An 18,284-nucleotide genomic window follows, 5' to 3' on the forward strand; every position below is an offset into this window, starting at 1 on the left:
GTTTGATATAATACATTATATATTTTAAAAATTCATGATTAAAAAAGCAATCGACAATAAAAATGCATTTGTGAGATAAGCAACAGACGATGATTATTTGTTGAAAAAAATTGAAATTTGGTGAGAAAAATTGAAAAAAGAAGATTTACGTACAAAAAGAACAAGAAAAATGATTTTAGAGGCTTTTATTAATCTTGTTGAGGAAAAAGGCTATGAACACGTTACAGTTTCAGATATTGCCAACCAAGCGATGATTAATCGTGCAACCTTTTACGCTCACTTTAAAGACAAACAAGATGTCTATGATTATATTTTTAAAGAAGCGGTCGAGCAATTTATGATGGTTTTAGCTCCTGTCCAACTTGGCAAGACCAATCAATTACAATTACATACCATTGAACAAATCATCACGCATATTTTTGAGAAAATTCAAGCAAATCGCGTCTTTTTTAAAACAGTCTTGAATGCGCATGGCAATGAACAATTACGCAAACAAATCAGTCAAATCCTTCGCTCCACTTATGCCAATATTTTTGACCAAGTAGAAATCAGAGAAAAAGACTTTATCGTCCCAATTGATTTTATTATTGAATATATGAGCGCAACCTTCATGGCAAGTTTACACTGGTGGATTAATCAAGAAATCAGTTTTTCTCCTAAACAAATGGCGCAATTAATTATTAAACTAGTCGGTAGCAATCATTTAAAAGTGTTAGGTATTCAAATTAAAGAATAAAGAAACGCTCAACAATATGTCTACCATTCATACTGTTGAGCGTCTTTTAATACCAAAATTGTTTCAACTGATTTAACATACTAGATAAATCATGCACAACTACACCTTTTGACCAATGCGAAGGATAAAGCTGCATATAATCGTTACGACTAAAGCGTTGATCGATTAATAGAATCATCCCTCGGTCTTCTTCAGTTCGGATCACCCTGCCTGCCGCCTGCATCATCTTATTAAATCCAGGTAGTTGATAGATATAATAAAAGCCTTGCTGATTTTTCTCATCAAAATATCTCTTTAATTCTTCTTGTTCTTTGGAAATTTGTGGCAAGCCAACAGAAACAATGATTGAGCCAATTAATCGGTTCTTTTTTAAATCTATCCCTTCTGAAAACACCCCACCTAATACACAAAAACCAAGCATGACATGATCATTTTGTGGCTGAAAATTGGCCAAAAATGCTTCTTTTTCCAAATCTTTCAAGTCACGACCCTGTAGAAGTACATCCGCATCAGGATACAACTGCATATAGCGCTGATAGACTTCTTCCATATATGAAAAAGAAGGGAAAAAACAAAAATAATTACCCGCTTTGATTTCCGTCGCTTTTTGAATCAATTCACACAAAGGATCTAAAACTTGACTTCGATATTTGTAAGTCATTGGCAAATAATCAGCAACCAATACTTGAAATTGATGCTGATCAAAGGGACTAGATTGTCTAAACGATAAATCATCTGTATGTCCTACTAATAAATTTTGATAGTAAGAAACTGGTGATAATGTTGCTGAGAACAATACACTACCCTTGCCAAAATCCAACTTTTCCTTAATTAAGTGTGCTGGATCTAAGCAAAAAATTTTAAATTGCAACTCATGGTTAACCAATTCTACTAAAAACGTAAAATGGTCATCATAATATTCCGAGATTTTTAAAAAACTCATCAGATCAAAGTAAAGATTTTGCACCCAAGTAGGGATATCTTCTTTTAACTCAAATAAAAAATCACGAAAATATTCACTCCATCGATAACCCAGGTCGATTAATTTATCCGGCAGTTCTTTTTGAAATATATAGTTTTGGTTTTTTAAAAGTCTTTTTGTATCATCGCTATATTCTATAAATTGTTGAAGAATTTTATGGTGTTTGCGCTTTTGCTTCGGTAAAAACTTCTTAAAGTCTTTGATTGTTTGTAAACTTAATGCTTTAGAATACATCTCTCTTGCTCTTGAAATAAGATTATGCACTTCATCAACAAGAAAATAGCTATCCGTTTCTTGTAATTCAAAAAAGCGTTTCAGATAGACTTGTGGATCAAATAGATAATTATAATCACACACAATGACATCTGAATACAGACTTAAATCAAGACTAAGTTCAAAAGGACAACATTCATATTTCTTTGCAACTTCACTAATTTGTTCACGGGAATAGAAATACCCATTATTTAATAAATCCCAAATCGCTAATTTTTGTTTTTGGTAATAATTTTTTGCAAAGGGACAATAATCCGGATTACATTTGCACTCATTCATGAAGCAAATTTTTTCTTTAGCTGAAATCTCAATGGTCTTAAGTTCACTCTGTTGGTCATCAAATAATTTCATCGTATCTAACGCGACTTGTCTTGTAATCGTTTTGGCAGTTAAATAAAAAATGCGTCCTTGATTGTATTCACCCATGGCTTTTAATGCGGGAAATAAAGTTGACAGAGTCTTTCCGGTCCCCGTGGGTGCTTCCATAAACAAACATTTTTCTTGGGATAATGTTCGGTAGACTGCAATAGATAATTCTCGCTGCCCTTTTCGATAATTGTCATAGGGAAATTTTAATGCTTGTAACTTTTTTTGTCGATTTTGCCGATATTTATCTAAGAATATGAGCCATTTTTCATATTCTTTCATCGTCTCTTGAAAGTAGCTATTTAATTCATCAAAACTACACGTATTTTTATATTCATCGATTTTTTCATCTTGTGTACAAAAATAGCGTACCATCACAACAACTTCTTCTAGCTGTTCTTGCATGGCATAAATGTAGGCATAGATTTTTGCCTGTGCCATAAATAACTGGAGAGTCGCTTCTTCTAATTGCTCAAAAGCGAGTTCACCGGTCTTTATTTCATCGATAATGATTTGATTTTCCTTTTGCCATATCCCATCACAGCGACCTTCTAGCTGAATATCGAATTGTTCCCCTTGATAAACAGTTTTCAAGGTAACTTCCGATTGATAATTATCATCCATTGATTGCTGCAGTTTACGATGAATCTTACTTCCTTCAAGCGCAGTATGATTACTTTGTTTTCTATTATCAATACTTTCTTCATTATGAACAAAAGCCACTAACTCTCTGACTGAAATTCTTTTACTTTGCATCCTATCCCTACTTTCAACTTCAGTCTAGCAAAAAATGAGCAAACACGCTAGACAGTCTGCTCATTTATCGATATATTTGATACTCTACATAATTCTCATCAATTAACGTATTTTCAGTCACATAATCAAACCGAATACTATAATCACTCGAATGAATATAAAGATGGTTCCCGTCATCAGTGATTTTACAATTTTTTATGGAACGCTGATAAACTGAATAAGGTTCTTGATCAAAATTCTGATTAGGAAATGTCTTTTGAAAATCCTCATCAATTTTTTGATGAAAGTTGCGTTTTTCTTGTAGCATCGTATCTTCTTCTGAACTTTGAATTTCAGGAATATATTGTTTAACGATATGCAAGACACCTTTTTTATAATCAAATACTCCTTGACTTTGCGGAAAACCTTGATTATCAATTTGCATAATCATAAAATCATTTGTCAGATTATCTTGCTTGTTGATTTGACTGGTAGTTGCTTTAACCGGACTAATTTTTTGTTCTTTTTCTTTACATCCACCCAAAAGCAATGGCAATACAAATACGAAAACAATTAAAAAATAATTTCTTTTCATTACTACCACCCACCTTACTAAATATTATAGCAAAATATTGTATAAAATATTTTTTTATAGAATATTTTTAACTGACTATAAACAAATTATTATTTTGTTTTCAGATAATTATAAAATTCTAAATTCCCTTCACTTTCATTGTTTATAATCTCGATTTAAGATATACTATATTTGTATTCGTCACAAAGGAGGAATTTGCATGCATATCAAAGGACTAGCTACTGGCCCAATTCAAGAAAATTGTTATCTTGTATATAACGATGATACACTTTTAATTATTGATCCGGGCGAAGATGCTCCCCAGATTATTCAATTGATTTCAGAAATTCGAATTAAACCAATAGCAATCTTATTAACACATACTCATTATGATCATATCGGTGCAGTTGATACTTTACGTGATTATTATCAGATTCCAGTATATGTCCATCCACTAGAAAACGCTTGGCTATCTGATCCGGTAATGAATCTTTCAGGAAATCATCCAGAATTTGGTCGTATAACTGCTAGACCTGCGGATTATTTATTTGAAATGACCGACTATCAATTAGGAAGTATTCATTTTAAAGTCGTCCCAACCCCAGGACATTCTTACGGTTCTGTAAGTTTTATTTTCGATACTTTTGTTGTATCTGGTGATGCTTTGTTTAACGGCAGCATTGGACGTACTGATTTGCCAACTGGTGACTTTGAACAATTACTTCATAGCATTCAAACGCAATTACTAATTTTACCCGACGATTTTGCAGTATATCCAGGGCATGGATTACCTACAACAATCATTCACGAAAAGCAAACCAATCCATTTTTAAGAGGTTTCAAATAGGAGGAGATTCTTATGGCTAAAACACAACTTTATATTGTACGTCACGGAAAAACAATGTTCAACACTTTACAACGCGTTCAAGGCTGGTGTGATACGCCGCTTACTGCTGTTGGTGTCCATGGAATAGAAGGTACAGGAATTGGGATTCAAGATATTGATTTTGTTGAAGCTGTATCAAGTGATAGTGGACGTGCGATTCAAACAATGCGCATTTTACTTTCAAAACATAAAAACGGTGCAAACATTCCTTATCACATAGATCCTAGAATTCGAGAATGGAATTTTGGCTCACTTGAAGGCGGATATGATGCTGAAATGTGGGGTGTTTTACCTCGTGTTTTAAATTATCGTACCTATGATGAATTAATCGCAAATCAAGTCAGCTACAAAGAAATTTGTGAAGCTATCTATGAAGCAGATACAGCAAATTGGGCTGAGACATATGATGAACTAAAAAACCGTGTCTTAACAGGTTTCGAAGATATCGCTTATCGTGTTGAAAAACAAGGCGGTGGTAAAGCTCTAATCGTCTCTCATGGCTTAACTATTGCCTTTTTAATGCATTTGGTCGATGAATCAAATGGTTTAAGAATTGATATTGACAATGGCTCAATTTCTATTTTAAACTATGAAAATGGACAGTTTAGTATCGAAACAATTGGTGATAAATCTTTTAAAGAAAATGGTTTAGCTAAACTTTCCGAAAAAACGGAATAGAGAGGATTTTTAGATGTTCTTTGCAAATTTTATAAAAGCAATCATCCTTGGTATCGTAGAAGGAATCACAGAATGGCTTCCTATTAGTAGTACCGGACACTTAATTCTTGTTGATAATATTTTAAAAATGCAAATCAGTAAAGAATTTACTTCGATGTTTAATGTAGTCATTCAATTAGGGGCGATTATGGCAGTTGTATATTTATACTTTAATAAACTAAACCCTTTTGATCAACAAAAAAGTAAACTAGAACAAAAACAAACCTGGGATTTATGGCTAAAAGTAGTTGTCGCTTGTTTTCCTTCAGCAATTATCGGGCTATTATTTGATGATTGGTTAGATGCTCATCTCTATAAACCATTTCCCGTAGCGCTAATGCTTATTATTTATGGTATTGGATTTATTTGGGTTGAAAATCGTAATCGCAATATCAAACCTAAATGTACTGATTTAAATCGTTTCACCTACAAAGCAGCGATTATGATTGGTGTCTTCCAAGTTTTAGCATTAATTCCAGGAACTTCTCGCTCAGGTGCAACTATTCTAGGTGGAATCCTTATTGGCGCTTCAAGATATGTGGCCGCTGAATTTTCTTTCTTCTTAGGAATTCCAACAATGTTTGGTGCAAGTGGACTTAAGATTTTTAAATTTATCAAAAACGGTAACTTCTTTGACTTACAATCAACTTTCATTTTATTAACAGGTATGGTTGTATCCTTCATCGTTTCTGTTTTAGTCATTAAGTTCTTAATGGATTATATTAAAAAACACGATTTTTCCGTTTTCGGATGGTATCGTATCATTTTAGGAAGTATTATTATCTTAACAATGATTTTTTAATTGAGCATAAAAAAGTAGCTTATCAATTTTGATAAGCTACTTTTTTGTATAAGCTACTAAGTATTTTTAATGATTAAATTACCAATTAAATCTACTGCGTTTTCAGTACTATTTGAAATCAACTCATAACGCTCATAAATCTCTTTCCATTTGATAATCTCCAACAAATCATTATCTCCAGAGAATAATTCTTTTTTCAAACGACTAAATAATCGATCTGCTTCAGATTCAGTATTTCTCACAACTTTTAGTAAATCACGTAAATTTTTTGAATTTTTAAATTTAGGGAATTCACGCATTGCGTCTAAAACACCTCTTGTAGCTTTGACAACTAAGTTCGCAAATAAATCAGTATCTGGACGTAATTCTCTGATGGATAAATTCTCAAACATATATGTAATGCCATTAATTCCATCTAAAATATCATCAAGTGATTCAGCTAGCAGCATGATATCCTCACGATCAATCGGTGTAATAAAGGCATCATATAATTCATTAGTTAATTCTAAAATTAATCTGTCATTTTCTTTTTCCAAGTGATGGATTAATTCTGATTCAGTTTCTAAATGGTCAAGAGAATAATTTTGCATAATTTTTTCCAATACTTCTGCTGACTTATAGCCATTCTCTGCAATATTCTCTAATGTCTTAAAATAATCGTATTTTTTTCTTCTTGCCATAATCAATTCTCCTTAAAAAATAGCTACAAAAAACTTAGCCATTACATAAGCAATAACTCCACAACCTGGGAATGTCATTACCCAAGCAAAAATCATCTCTTTAACAATTCGCCAATCCACACTACTCAAGCGTTTAGAGGCACCAACACCCATGATGGCTGTTGTTTTCGTATGGGTTGTTGAAACTGGAATACCAAATACAGAAGCTAAGAATAAGCATATCGCCGCACTTAAATCTGCTGAAAAACCTTGGTAAGTTTCTAACTTAACCATATCCATACCTACTGACTTAATGATTTTCATACCACCAACACTGGTTCCTATGCCCATTGTAATCGAACAAAGCGCCATCACCCAAAGTGGAATTGTAAAACCATTTCCCGTTTTATCTGCTAGCCCATTATAAAATAATCCTAACATGAATACGCCCATAAATTTTTGACCATCTTGCGCACCATGTAAAAAGGCATTAGCAGCAGCAGAAATCGCCTGACCTATTGTAAAGAATTTGTTTGCTTTTCTTCGAGGAACATTTTGGAATATTAATACTAATAATTTAGTTAATAAGTAACCACCAAAAAATCCCATAATAGTTGAAACGACTAGTCCAATAATGACTTTAATCCATTCATTAACATTTACTGCATTTAGTCCCCCCAAGGCCATCGCTGCTCCAGTTAGACCGGCAATTAACGCATGCGATTCACTTGTTGGAATACCAAAATACCAAGCTGCGACCGCCCATACAACAATTGCAAACAATGAAGCGGCTAAGGCGACTTGTGCAGCCTGTATCCCTTGTGCATCAAAACTCACAATATTACTGATAGTTTCGGCAACTTGAGCATTAAAATATGTCATTACTAAGGCACCCGCAAAATTCATCACTACAGCCATCCAAATTGCAAAATTAGGAGCTAAAACTCTTGTGGAGACTGCTGTAGCAATAGCATTCGGTGCATCTGTCCAACCGTTAACAAAAATCACCCCTAATACAAGGGCAACGGTTACAAATAGTGCAATACTCAAATAATTCACCACCATAAATTTACTCCACTTGTTATGATAGCATAAAAAAAGAAAGATGTGTATATTTGACCTTAAGAAAGTTTTAAACAATTATCTAAAAAGTTTCTCATTTAAATAAAATATCGTAACTATTGTTGTAAATATCTATCTATTTTAATCATTCCTTCATCAAAAACAAAAAAATTTGTGTTAAGTAAAAATTCTTTACAACTTATTGTTGCAAAGCGTGCCGCCATTAGGTATAATGACAATTGTTGATTTATACGAAATTCGTATAAGAACTAATTATCGGAGGTGAAATAAATGCCAAACATTGAATCTGCAATCAAACGTGTTCGTACAAGTGAAGCTGCTAATGCTAAGAATTCATCTCAATTAAGCGCAATGCGTACAGCTGTTAAGAAATTCGAACAAGCTGTTGAAGCTGGTGCTGAAAACGTAGCTGAGTTACACAAAGAAGCAATCAAAGCGATCGACATGGCTGAATCAAAAGGATTAATCCACAAAAACAAAGCTGGTCGTGATAAATCTCGTTTAAGCAAAAAATTAGCTAAATAATGCTATCGATAAAAAAACCACGGTTAACAACCGTGGTTTTTTTTAGCAATTTTTTAATAAATACATTTGAAAGGCAAAGTTTTTTTCTACCTGACCAGACTTTATTTGGTAATCCAACTCGACTAATTGATCAAATAAGTGTAATAAATCATGCATTTGATATTTTCTAACCTCTTGCATCGCTAATTTCACACGATAAGCATGGATTTTCAGCATATCCGCAATATTTCCTTGATGATACCCTTGTTTCATCAAATATTTCACTTGAATGAGTAAACGAAATTGGCCAACTAATATTGCGATTAGTTTAATCGGCTCTTCATTTTGAATGCTCAAATCATGAAATAATTGCAAAGCTGAATTCGTTTGATGATCCAATATATATTGGGATAATTCAAAAATGTTCTGCTCTAAGGTTTTAGGTATTAATCGGTCAATATCATTTTTTCTTACTTGATTGTCCTCACCTAAAAATAAATGTAACTTTTGATATTCCTGAATCACTCTAGAAAGTTGAAAATCACATTGTTTCAAAAAATATTCCAGCACTTCTCTAGGAAATGTCATACCTTCGTTTTCTAAAAAATGTTGAAAATATTGTCGTACTTCATTTTCTTTTAAATATTGCACATCAATAATCTTTGCATTTTTCTTTAATGCTTTTGTCACTTTTTTGCGTTCATCCAATTTTGGATAATCTGCAAATAAAACAAATATTGTCGATTCATTCGGTTGTTGGAAATAGTGAATCAATTGTTTTAACTGTTCTTCCTCTATGGCACGCTTGTCACTTGTTAAAAAATAGGGATGCTCTAAAAAGACTAACCGATAATCGCCAAAAAAAGGACTTGCTTGGATTTCCTCAAGTACAATTTGCATATCTACTTCTTCCCCGTCAAAAGCAGCAAAGTTTAAATCATCCTCTTGTACATTTAAACGATTCATAAATGCTTTTTTGACTTCTTCAATTAAATACTTTTCCTGGCCACTTACCAAATAAAGATTAGCCAGTGCTTGTTGCGAAATAGCCTGTAATGACTGTTGTATACTCAATGAAATATTTCCTTTCCCAATTTTTTCTACATACATTATAACAAATTTAGTAAATTAATGTCCAAGATATTCCTTAATGTGCGAAGAAAAATGCCAACGATATTGAATCATGCCAAGCTGATCAGTTCGCCTAATTTGCACATGGTTTTCTTTTAGCGTTTGGATTGTCTGTTGGTGAGGATGACCATAACGATTTTTCTCACCGACCGAGATAATAGCCATTTGTGGCCGAATCTGTTGAATAAAGGTTGCATCTGTTGAAGTATGGCTTCCGTGATGTCCAACATGCAAGATATCCACTTTAAGTGTAGGATACTTCCTTATCAACTCAACCTCACCTTCTTTAGGTAAATCACCCGTCCACATGAAAGATAGCGTATGAATTTTCGTGTAAAGTACCATAGAATCTTTATTTTCTCCTAAACCAGCTTTACTAGGCGCTAAAACCTGTAATGGGATTTTTTGACCGATAATTTGATTGGCTAAAACTTCATAAATCTTTGTTTGCTTTGGAAGCTGCTTTAATTTTTGGTTAATTTTTTCATTATGATGTGCACCTTTTGTTAGATAAACCTTTTTAACATTAAATTGTTCGCATATAGGCAACAAATCACCCATATGATCCATATCTCCATGTGAAAGAACCAGTGCATCAATACGGTGAATACCCTCACCTTTGAGATATGGCACTAATGAATAGTTACAATTCGGCTTTGATTTTCTTTTTTGCCACCCTTTCTTCTCCATTACTATTTTACCACCAGTATCAATTACAATAACTTCTTGATTAAATGCGCTCTGGATCACACTACACGCCCCTTGCCCAACATCTACAAAAGTCACACGCGCAAACAGATGCGTAAATGAAAAATATAAAAAAGGTAAGAACAGACAGATAACCGGCACAAGATAATGATAGCTTGATTGCAGGAATAATAATCCTAAAATCAAACAAATACCGACCAACCAACTAGGGATAGTCCCAAAATGAAGTTGAAAATTCACTAAAAATTGTAAGCTATACTCGATTCCTTTGACAATCCAATCAAAAGGCAGATTAAAAAATGGCAGCAATGGTGGGATAAAAGTTAGTAGAAACAATCCAAAACAATAAGGTAATAAAAGAAAAGTAAATAGATAGGAAAAAACAGCGGTTAATATCCCACCTAAAATCGGCCATTGAAAAAAGACACAAAACAAAAATGGTGCAGTTAATACATGTAAATATTGCATGAAAAGAAGCGACTGCCATTTTGATTTTGCATTCGGTATAAAAATCAGCAAAAATGAGACAAGTAGTGATAGCTGACCTGATAACACTAAGAGGGTATTTGGAAATATAACCATTAAAATTAAGAGGACGATGCTAAATCGATCTAAACGGGATAACTTGATAGAAAGATGATTCAGTAAATAAGTGAGTAAATACGTAAAAGTTGCTCGTAAAACACTCATCGAAATACCAAATAAAAACATAGCCGTCAATGCACAAATAATAAACGGTAGCATTCTTTGCGCAAAAGATAAATGAAGGCGACGAAAAAAATAATCAAATAATCCCAAAAAGAAAATGACATGCATACCTGAGATCGTAAATAAATGTAAAATACCACTCATACTGTACAGAGATTGCATTTCTTGAAAATCCTGATTTTTATATCCAAAGACCAAAGCTTGCACGTATTGACTTGCTTTTCTTGATAATTGTTCACGTACTTGCTTTATGCAATAAAAACGTAATTGAGATAGCAAAGTTTGCCAAGCTGAACCAGAAAGCACGTAATATTTTTCAACCACAAACAAGCCGAAATAATTTTTATCTTGCAAATACTTCTCATAATCAAAGGCATGCTGATTACGAGAAGTATTTACTGACTGAAAACGACCCGTACAAGATAAACGGGTAAAGCTAGGGGCATCCATTCGCCACTTTTGCTGTTCATTTTCAGATTTTAATTGAATTTGAAGTCGGACTAATTTTCCTTTCATACGCCCATCTGCCGTTAATAAATCACCATTCACTGTCACCGAATCTGGATAGATAAGGCATTCCGTTTGAAGCAACTGACTACTTGGCGACTGCTGATGTCTTTGCAAATAGCCACTTCCTAAACACAAAATTAGTACAATAAGGCTCAAAATACATAAAGTAACTTTTCTAGCATATAATAAATAAATGAATACATATCCTGCTATGAGTAACAATATCAATTGCGATAAAACCAAGCCATAGTAGCTACAGACGGTAAAAAGCGTACAATAGGCTATTTGGTTTATCCATGAAAAATCGCAATGCTTAAAACTATTTGGTAATGGAAGTAAGTTTTTCAAAATACTTTGGATCCAACTTCACTTGTTGAATCTCTACTCCAAGTTTTTGAATTAACTCGATTGCATAAGGATCATTATGATAGTCATGTAGATAATAGATTTTTTTAATTCCTGCTTGTAAAATAGCTTTCGTACAATGTAAACAAGGAAAGTGCGTAACATAAATTTCGGAACCATCCGTTGAAATACCTAATTTAGCACATTGTAATAAAGCGTTCATTTCAGCATGAATGGTCCGAATACAATGACCATCCACAACGTAACAGCCATGATCGATACAATGATTATCTCCGCTAACTGCCCCATTATATCCACCTGCAATGATACGACGATCTTTTACTAAAGTAGCTCCAACTTCCAGACGCGTACAAGTACTTCTTAAAGATAACAGTACCGCTTGAGCCATAAAATACTGATTCCAGGGAATTCTTTGATCTACCATATTGGCACCTCCAAAACTTGTTTTTAGTTATATTGTAATCGAGTCACGTAATTTTTCAACCGTCTTTTCACCAATTCCTGTCACTTTGGCTAAGTCTTCAATAGTCTTGAATGAACCATTTTCATTGCGATAGTCGATAATTGCTTGAGCCTTTTTTTCACCTATGCCACTTAGCTGTTGAAGTTGCGTTAAATCTGCTTGATTAATATTTATTTTTCCATCTTCTTTTGACGATTTTTCAGCAGATTTTTCCTCCAAATGACCATTATTATTGATATTTTCTGTATCTATACTCTGTGCTTGAGCTTGCGTTAAGATTATTATTTTTTGTTGATCTTGTATAATCATCGCCTGGTTTACCGTTTGAATCGCTGCATCTTCTGTTAATCCTCCCGCTTGCTTTAACAAATCAAAAAGCCGAGACCCTTCTGGTAACTGATAGACACCAGGCTGTTTGACCGCTCCTGAAATATCCACATAAATTTTTGTAGATTTAGATTCATTATTCGCTTGCTCTTGCTCTTTTTTGCTGTCTACCGTTACTTCAGTAGTCGATAAAGTCTCAATTAGTAATTCTTTGTCTTCCTTTTCTTGTTGCGTAACAAGTAAAAATACTGCTATACCTAACAAAACTATGCCACATACGCCGACAACAAGCTGCCAAGTTTTTATTTTACGCCACCAATTTTGCATTTTTTTCACCTCTCTAATATATAAATACGAAAAAAATGAAAAAAAGCGTCAAAAAAAAGACGAATAAATAAACTACTCGCCTAAAAATTTTTCTATTTCTGTTAATGAGTGAACTTCATGATGGGCCTGTTTGATTTTAAAAAGTCGCTCATCATTATAAAAAATACTTTGTACACCGGCATTAATTCCCGCATCGATGTCCATTGGTCGATCACCAATCATGACTGTCTTTGTTTTATCCATCTGATATTTTTCAACTAAATACAAGAGTGAAGTCGGATCAGGTTTGCGGGGAAATTTATTTTCTGGACCAACGATTTCAACGAACAGTCCATCTAATTGTGAACCTTGTAATAACGCCTTGGCAGAAGCATTTTCGCGGTGGGTCAGTAAATAATTCTTACCACCTTTTTCAATCACTTTTTCTAATATGTATTTTGCATCATCATAGGCAGAAACATTACTCGTATCACTTTTTTCAAACTGCTTATATATTTGATCAAATTCTTCAAAATCTAACTGATATTGGTTTGCTAAGTCTTTGGATGATTGGGTTTTAAGCGTTCTGTAAATAGCTGATGGCGTAATCGAAATTTGATAATGTTGCATCGTTTTTACATAAGCTTTCAACATTTTCGGATAGGTATTAAATAATGTGCCATCAAAATCCCAAATGAAGTTTTGATACATTTTGATTCCTACTTTCAAAGATAATTCCTTTTTACCTTATCCTAAATAGCTTTATTTTTCAAGAAAAAAATCGTCTTTTTACAGAAAATTTCCATAAAAAGACGATGCTGTTAATTTTTGAATGAATGAATTGGTGCTGGAATTCGTCCGCCACGTTGAATAAATACATCCGAACTAGCTGAGTTAACCTTCATAACTGGCGCACTTCCCAGTAATCCACCGAATTCGATGGTATCACCAACTTTTAACTGATTGGCTGGAATTACTCTTACAGCAGTCGTTTTGTGATTAACCACGCCGATAGCTGCCTCATCTGCAATCATTGCCGCAATCGTACTCGCTGGTGTATCTCCTGGAATGGCAATCATATCTAAGCCTACTGAACAAATTGCAGTCATTGCCTCTAATTTTTCAATATTTAAATAGCCTTGTTCCGCCGCTTGAATCATTCCGGCATCTTCGGAAACTGGAATAAAAGCACCTGATAACCCACCAACATGATTACAAGCCATGACACCACCTTTTTTGACCGCGTCATTCAGTAAGGCAAGTGCTGCAGTAGTCCCGTGAGTCCCAACTGATTCAAGACCCATTTCTTCTAAAATTTGAGCTACACTATCACCAACAGCAGGTGTCGGCGCTAAGGACAAGTCCACAATGCCAAAAGGGACCTTCAACCGTTCTGAGGCGATTTTACCAACCATTTGACCCATACGTGTAATTTTAAATGCCGTTTTTTTGACCGTTTCCGCAACAATATCAAAACTCTCACCTTTTACTTTTTCAAGCGCTCTTTTGACAACACCCGGTCCACTAACACCCACATTAATGACACAATCAGCTTCACCTACACCATGAAACGCTCCGGCCATGAAAGGATTATCTTCTACTGCATTGGCAAATACGACCAATTTGGCACAACCCATATCAGATTTAGCAGCAGTTTCTTTGATGACCTCACCCATCAATTTAACTGCATCCATATTAATACCAGCTTTTGTCGAACCGATATTGACACTTGAACAAACAAAATCAGTTTGCGCTAGTGCTTCTGGAATGGATTCAATTAAGGCTAAATCACCAGCCGTGAAACCTTTCTCTACTAAAGCAGAGTACCCACCGATAAAATTAACCCCCACTTTTTTGGCAGCTTTATCTAAAACTTTAGCAAACTTCACACAATCTTTTGCATCAGCCTTAGAAGCCGCAGCAACAATTCCGATTGGGGTAACAGAAATACGTTTGTTAATAATCGGAATGCCATATTCTAATTCAATCGCTTCACCTACTGCAACTAAATTAGCTGCCTTTGTTATAATTTTCCGATAAATTTTTTCACAACTTCGATCAATATCTTCATCCATACAGTCTAACAAAGAAATACCCATGGTAATCGTACGAATATCTAAATTTTCTTCTTCGACCATTCGTATCGTCTCTAAAATTTGATTTACTTCCATTGTATTCCCTCCACTACAACTTATGCATGGCATCGAAAATTTCAGCATTTTGAATACGAATATCCACACCTAATTGTTCGGCCGTTTGATCTAGCTTTTCACGAATAACCTTAAAATCAGCATTTCCTTTTGATTCTAACACCATCATCATCGTAAAATAGTCATTTAATATTGTTTGTGTGACATCAATAATATTTAGGTCTAAATCTGCTAAGGTTTGACTAACTTTAGCAATAATACCTACTTTATCCTTACCAATAACCGTTAAAATTGCTCTCATAACGAGTCCTCCTTTTTTTGTACAGTATAACACAAAAATTTTGCTTTAAAAATAAATCTTTCATAAAAACAGCTTTTTTTAGATGGATTATCGCCTATTTCCGAACAATCCCCTCAATAAGAAAAAAATCCCTTCTGTAAAAACAAAAGGGAAAATGATAAATTAATCTAAAATTGTTACTTTGACTGTTCTTCTACCCCACTGAATACATTGTTCGTATGTAGAAAAATGAACATCAATAATATTACCTTTAATCGCACCACCAGTATCCGAAGCAATGGCCTCACCATAACCTTCAACATATAAGCGCGTACCTAATGGAATCACATTTGGATCAACTGCTACAGCCATTGGATTCGTTAATAAATTTTGGCCAGTTGCCGTTACTGTTCCTCCACCTAAACTGTCTCTTGGATCTGAACTATAAGCCGTTGATTCCATATACAGAACTTTTCCAGTTACTTCATCAGGCGTGTTTTGCGAATCCGCTACTTGCTTTTCTTGTACGGTTTCTTCAGCTTTTGTCGCTTTCGGTGTTTGATCAATAATTACTTTATTGTGACGAATTAACTTGATACCACCTTCAGATTCTTGCGTTTCAATCTTTAATACTTGACCATCAAAAATCAAGTTTGGATTATCTATTTGATTATCTTTTGCAATTTTATCGACAAAATCGGTTGACCCAAAATATTTTTCTGAAATTTTCGAAAGTGTATCGCTTGAAGTCACAACATGTTTTATTTCTTCTGCATGTGCATTCACACTTCTAACACCAAATGACACAATCACCATCAAACCAATGACTAGTGCTTTAATTGTCTTCATTGTATGTATATTCTCCTCTTCAATGTTGTATGTTGTAAACCAACGTTGAATATCATATCTGAAAAATTGCATTTATAGGTTTCAATTACGTAACGAAAAATTGCAAGTTAATTAAACGTAAGCAAGATATTGTCGATTTTTTAATAAAAGTAGGCATAAACATTATGAAATCAATATTTTCATTTATTGTCACCTCCGCAAAAAAAGAAGTTAAACCCTATGATTTTGCATAAAAAAATAAAAAAAAGAAGTGATTTTTACCCTAAAATGAGTAAATATTTCACTTCATTAATAATTATTACAAAAAAGAAATCGTTTTACATTTGGATTTTCTTCAATTGCTTACCATAAATAGATTGATCAAAATTGAAAAAGTAAGCAAAAGCACACACGATAAAGAAATAAGGAAAATAGTTAAAACCAAACACTTCACATCCAATTAAGATAGGGGCTAATAAAGTATTGGTCGCACTTCCAAAAACTGCCGCATATCCCAAAGCAGCCACTAAAATGACAGGCATATGAAAAAGACCGGCTAATACGATACCCAAGGATGCTCCGATTGAAAATAGTGGTGTCACTTCGCCGCCTTGGAATCCAACTGATAAAGTAACAATTGTAAATAATAATTTTGCGATAAAATCATATAAATAAATGGTTTGCCCCGAAAAGCTAGCGGCAATTAAATTGGTTCCTAAACCGGCATATCTCCCACCATGACAAAGTAATAAAAGTATACTCAAGACAAAACCAACAATAAAAATACGCCAATAAGGGTTCACAATTTTCTCAGCCATAAAGGTTTTAAGATAAGCTAATCCTTTAGCGAATAAGCTACCTGTCAGCCCAAAGATTATACCGATAATCATCAGTTTGGCAAAATTTACAAAATGAAAAGCAAATGCATCGGAAACAAACACTTGAAATTTTTCTAGACCTAAGAAATGAGAAGTCCCACTTGCAATAAAAGCTGCAATCAACGCTGGTATCAACGCTGGATAAACTAATTGACCTACAAACATCACTTCTAACGCAAAAAATGTCGCTGCAATTGGTGTTTGAAACAATCCAGCAAACCCCGCTGCCATACCAATCACGATTAAAGTCGTTTGATGTTTTTTCAGATTTAATTTCTGACCTACTGTATGTGAAACTGTAGCCCCAATTTGGACAGCAACACCTTCACGACCAGCACTCCCACCAAATAAATGTGTCAGCCAAGTCCCACCAATAATAAATGGTACTAGACGTAATGGAATATCCGACGCATTTTTTTGCCCAACATCAAATACCAAGCCCATGCCTTGCTGGCTATTCTTTCCATATTTTTGATACATAAAGATGATGAACACCCCAATAATGGCTAAAAATGGAATAAAATAATACGGATGATCATCTCTAATATCCGTAATTGCCAATAACCCCATACCAAAATAGGCATCAATCACACCGACAATTAAACCAATAATAACAGCCAACGCAATCAACAATAGATACTCACCATAATAACTTCTTAACTGTAACCATATTTTTTTCACTTTCATCTTCCTTTCACAAAAAAAGCTGATGACTCCATGATAAAAAAATCATAGAAGTCATCAGCTGTAATAGCAGTTTAGGTAAAAACCAAGGGAGAACCTCATTCCCTATATTTGGAAGTATAGCCGACAAATTTGAGTGAGTCAATCATTTTTTATTTTATTCATGAAGTTCTAGTGGTAGCCCGTCTGGATCAAAGAAAAACGTCATCTTCTCACCCGTATAGTCATCTATTCGTATAGGCTCACATTCAATCCCTTTTTCACTTAACGCTGCCACAACTTCCTCAATATTTTCTACTTTGAAAGCTAAATGACGTAACCCACACGCTTCAGGATAACTTGGTCTTTTAGGTGCATTTTTAATACCAAAAATTTCTAATTCACAATCACCTAATTGTAAATCTAATTTGTAATCATCACGATGCGCCCGATAATTTTCACGAATGACTTGAAATCCTAATTTATCCACATAAAAAGTTTTACTTGCTTCGTATTTTGCTGTGATAATTGCTACATGATGGATTTGACTTAAATTCATTATAACCTCACATCTTTCCTTATTTATTAATCATTCTAGCAATTTCCATTACAAAAAACAATGCATTGAGACAAATGAAAAGGAATACAT

At 34.0% G+C, this 18,284-nt stretch carries 19 protein-coding genes and 1 riboswitch; of the genes, 5 read left to right on the plus strand and 14 right to left on the minus strand.

All coding sequences use genetic code 11. The annotated features are described in order from the left end of the window. Positions 1 to 130: 130 nt before the first annotated feature. Positions 131 to 736, plus strand: coding sequence for a TetR/AcrR family transcriptional regulator (locus tag ACTQZM_RS02445; RefSeq protein WP_113784091.1), 606 nt, complete (start codon positions 131 to 133; stop codon positions 734 to 736). A gap of 46 nt (positions 737 to 782) precedes the next feature. Here ACTQZM_RS02445 and ACTQZM_RS02450 read toward each other — a convergent pair whose 3' ends face one another. Both ACTQZM_RS02450 and ACTQZM_RS02455 read right to left on the minus strand, forming a co-directional pair. Next, complete coding sequence (locus ACTQZM_RS02450) at positions 783 to 3,113, minus strand: ATP-dependent DNA helicase (protein WP_441652794.1); 2,331 nt, start codon at positions 3,111 to 3,113, stop codon at positions 783 to 785. Positions 3,114 to 3,177: 64 nt separating this feature from the next. Further along, on the minus strand, positions 3,178 to 3,687 hold the full coding sequence (locus tag ACTQZM_RS02455; RefSeq protein WP_441652795.1) for a hypothetical protein: 510 nt from the start codon (positions 3,685 to 3,687) through the stop codon (positions 3,178 to 3,180). 199 nt (positions 3,688 to 3,886) lie between these two features. Here ACTQZM_RS02455 and ACTQZM_RS02460 point away from each other — a divergent pair, with 199 nt between their 5' ends. Genes ACTQZM_RS02460 through ACTQZM_RS02470 form a run of 3 tightly spaced genes read left to right on the plus strand, consistent with a single transcriptional unit; the run spans position 3,887 to position 6,071 of the window. Beyond that, positions 3,887 to 4,513 (plus strand): MBL fold metallo-hydrolase, encoded by a 627-nt coding sequence (locus tag ACTQZM_RS02460; protein ID WP_171379386.1) that lies wholly within the window; start codon positions 3,887 to 3,889, stop codon positions 4,511 to 4,513. A gap of 12 nt (positions 4,514 to 4,525) precedes the next feature. After that, on the plus strand, positions 4,526 to 5,230 hold the full coding sequence (locus ACTQZM_RS02465) for a histidine phosphatase family protein (protein WP_441652796.1): 705 nt from the start codon (positions 4,526 to 4,528) through the stop codon (positions 5,228 to 5,230). A gap of 13 nt (positions 5,231 to 5,243) precedes the next feature. Beyond that, positions 5,244 to 6,071, plus strand: coding sequence for an undecaprenyl-diphosphate phosphatase (locus tag ACTQZM_RS02470; RefSeq protein WP_113784087.1), 828 nt, complete (start codon positions 5,244 to 5,246; stop codon positions 6,069 to 6,071). A gap of 56 nt (positions 6,072 to 6,127) precedes the next feature. Here ACTQZM_RS02470 and ACTQZM_RS02475 read toward each other — a convergent pair whose 3' ends face one another. Continuing rightward, positions 6,128 to 6,751: a DUF47 domain-containing protein gene (locus ACTQZM_RS02475; RefSeq protein ID WP_441652797.1), complete on the minus strand. Its 624-nt coding sequence runs from the start codon at positions 6,749 to 6,751 to the stop codon at positions 6,128 to 6,130. A gap of 12 nt (positions 6,752 to 6,763) precedes the next feature. Next, positions 6,764 to 7,795 carry an anion permease gene (locus ACTQZM_RS02480; protein WP_441652798.1) on the minus strand — a complete coding sequence of 344 codons (1,032 nt, stop codon included), beginning with the start codon at positions 7,793 to 7,795 and terminating at the stop codon, positions 6,764 to 6,766. A gap of 288 nt (positions 7,796 to 8,083) precedes the next feature. Here ACTQZM_RS02480 and rpsT point away from each other — a divergent pair, with 288 nt between their 5' ends. Then, positions 8,084 to 8,338 carry a 30S ribosomal protein S20 gene (gene rpsT / locus ACTQZM_RS02485; protein WP_016252275.1) on the plus strand — a complete coding sequence of 85 codons (255 nt, stop codon included), beginning with the start codon at positions 8,084 to 8,086 and terminating at the stop codon, positions 8,336 to 8,338. 42 nt (positions 8,339 to 8,380) lie between these two features. Here rpsT and holA read toward each other — a convergent pair whose 3' ends face one another. From holA to gloA2, 10 genes are all read right to left on the minus strand, one after another. Continuing rightward, positions 8,381 to 9,391, minus strand: a complete 1,011-nt coding sequence (gene holA, locus ACTQZM_RS02490) for a DNA polymerase III subunit delta (protein ID WP_441652799.1) — start codon at positions 9,389 to 9,391, stop codon at positions 8,381 to 8,383. A 54-nt stretch (positions 9,392 to 9,445) separates the two neighbouring features. Then, positions 9,446 to 11,722 (minus strand): DNA internalization-related competence protein ComEC/Rec2, encoded by a 2,277-nt coding sequence (locus ACTQZM_RS02495; RefSeq protein ID WP_441652800.1) that lies wholly within the window; start codon positions 11,720 to 11,722, stop codon positions 9,446 to 9,448. After that, positions 11,694 to 12,164 (minus strand): ComE operon protein 2, encoded by a 471-nt coding sequence (locus ACTQZM_RS02500; protein ID WP_441652801.1) that lies wholly within the window; start codon positions 12,162 to 12,164, stop codon positions 11,694 to 11,696. Before ACTQZM_RS02500 ends, ACTQZM_RS02495 begins: the two co-directional genes overlap by 29 nt. A 27-nt stretch (positions 12,165 to 12,191) precedes the next feature. Continuing rightward, complete coding sequence (locus ACTQZM_RS02505; RefSeq protein ID WP_441652802.1) at positions 12,192 to 12,857, minus strand: helix-hairpin-helix domain-containing protein; 666 nt, start codon at positions 12,855 to 12,857, stop codon at positions 12,192 to 12,194. 72 nt (positions 12,858 to 12,929) lie between these two features. Further along, positions 12,930 to 13,547 (minus strand): HAD-IA family hydrolase, encoded by a 618-nt coding sequence (locus tag ACTQZM_RS02510; protein ID WP_441652803.1) that lies wholly within the window; start codon positions 13,545 to 13,547, stop codon positions 12,930 to 12,932. Positions 13,548 to 13,657: 110 nt separating this feature from the next. Then, positions 13,658 to 15,007: a PFL family protein gene (locus ACTQZM_RS02515; RefSeq protein WP_441652804.1), complete on the minus strand. Its 1,350-nt coding sequence runs from the start codon at positions 15,005 to 15,007 to the stop codon at positions 13,658 to 13,660. A gap of 13 nt (positions 15,008 to 15,020) precedes the next feature. Further along, on the minus strand, positions 15,021 to 15,287 hold the full coding sequence (locus ACTQZM_RS02520) for an ACT domain-containing protein (RefSeq protein ID WP_047341683.1): 267 nt from the start codon (positions 15,285 to 15,287) through the stop codon (positions 15,021 to 15,023). A 162-nt stretch (positions 15,288 to 15,449) separates the two neighbouring features. Further along, positions 15,450 to 16,115 carry a 3D domain-containing protein gene (locus ACTQZM_RS02525; protein WP_441652805.1) on the minus strand — a complete coding sequence of 222 codons (666 nt, stop codon included), beginning with the start codon at positions 16,113 to 16,115 and terminating at the stop codon, positions 15,450 to 15,452. 317 nt (positions 16,116 to 16,432) lie between these two features. Then, positions 16,433 to 17,653, minus strand: coding sequence for a chloride channel protein (locus ACTQZM_RS02530; RefSeq protein ID WP_441652806.1), 1,221 nt, complete (start codon positions 17,651 to 17,653; stop codon positions 16,433 to 16,435). 44 nt (positions 17,654 to 17,697) lie between these two features. Continuing rightward, a riboswitch (Fluoride riboswitch) is annotated at positions 17,698 to 17,771 on the minus strand. Positions 17,772 to 17,813: 42 nt separating this feature from the next. Next, entirely contained in the window at positions 17,814 to 18,194 is a 381-nt protein-coding gene (gene gloA2 / locus ACTQZM_RS02535; protein ID WP_047342585.1) for an SMU1112c/YaeR family gloxylase I-like metalloprotein, read from the minus strand. Positions 18,195 to 18,284: the final 90 nt, after the last annotated feature.

The sequence above is a fragment of the Enterococcus cecorum genome (assembly GCF_052119425.1).
Classification (GTDB): Bacteria; Bacillota; Bacilli; order Lactobacillales; family Enterococcaceae; genus Enterococcus_E; species Enterococcus_E cecorum_C.

What these genes read in the sequence shown, in the direction of transcription:
- ACTQZM_RS02510 (WP_441652803.1), bottom strand. Translation starts at nt 13,547, where the DNA reads ATGTATCAAAACTTCATTTGGGATTTTGATGGCACATTATTTAATACC.
- ACTQZM_RS02470 (WP_113784087.1), top strand. Translation starts at nt 5,244, where the DNA reads ATGTTCTTTGCAAATTTTATAAAAGCAATCATCCTTGGTATCGTAGAA.
- ACTQZM_RS02475 (WP_441652797.1), bottom strand. Translation starts at nt 6,751, where the DNA reads ATGGCAAGAAGAAAAAAATACGATTATTTTAAGACATTAGAGAATATT.
- ACTQZM_RS02450 (WP_441652794.1), bottom strand. Translation starts at nt 3,113, where the DNA reads ATGCAAAGTAAAAGAATTTCAGTCAGAGAGTTAGTGGCTTTTGTTCAT.
- ACTQZM_RS02480 (WP_441652798.1), bottom strand. Translation starts at nt 7,795, where the DNA reads ATGGTGGTGAATTATTTGAGTATTGCACTATTTGTAACCGTTGCCCTT.
- ACTQZM_RS02515 (WP_441652804.1), bottom strand. Translation starts at nt 15,007, where the DNA reads ATGGAAGTAAATCAAATTTTAGAGACGATACGAATGGTCGAAGAAGAA.
- ACTQZM_RS02465 (WP_441652796.1), top strand. Translation starts at nt 4,526, where the DNA reads ATGGCTAAAACACAACTTTATATTGTACGTCACGGAAAAACAATGTTC.
- ACTQZM_RS02460 (WP_171379386.1), top strand. Translation starts at nt 3,887, where the DNA reads ATGCATATCAAAGGACTAGCTACTGGCCCAATTCAAGAAAATTGTTAT.
- rpsT (WP_016252275.1), top strand. Translation starts at nt 8,084, where the DNA reads ATGCCAAACATTGAATCTGCAATCAAACGTGTTCGTACAAGTGAAGCT.
- ACTQZM_RS02455 (WP_441652795.1), bottom strand. Translation starts at nt 3,687, where the DNA reads ATGAAAAGAAATTATTTTTTAATTGTTTTCGTATTTGTATTGCCATTG.
- ACTQZM_RS02500 (WP_441652801.1), bottom strand. Translation starts at nt 12,164, where the DNA reads ATGGTAGATCAAAGAATTCCCTGGAATCAGTATTTTATGGCTCAAGCG.
- gloA2 (WP_047342585.1), bottom strand. Translation starts at nt 18,194, where the DNA reads ATGAATTTAAGTCAAATCCATCATGTAGCAATTATCACAGCAAAATAC.
- ACTQZM_RS02520 (WP_047341683.1), bottom strand. Translation starts at nt 15,287, where the DNA reads ATGAGAGCAATTTTAACGGTTATTGGTAAGGATAAAGTAGGTATTATT.
- ACTQZM_RS02525 (WP_441652805.1), bottom strand. Translation starts at nt 16,115, where the DNA reads ATGAAGACAATTAAAGCACTAGTCATTGGTTTGATGGTGATTGTGTCA.
- ACTQZM_RS02505 (WP_441652802.1), bottom strand. Translation starts at nt 12,857, where the DNA reads ATGCAAAATTGGTGGCGTAAAATAAAAACTTGGCAGCTTGTTGTCGGC.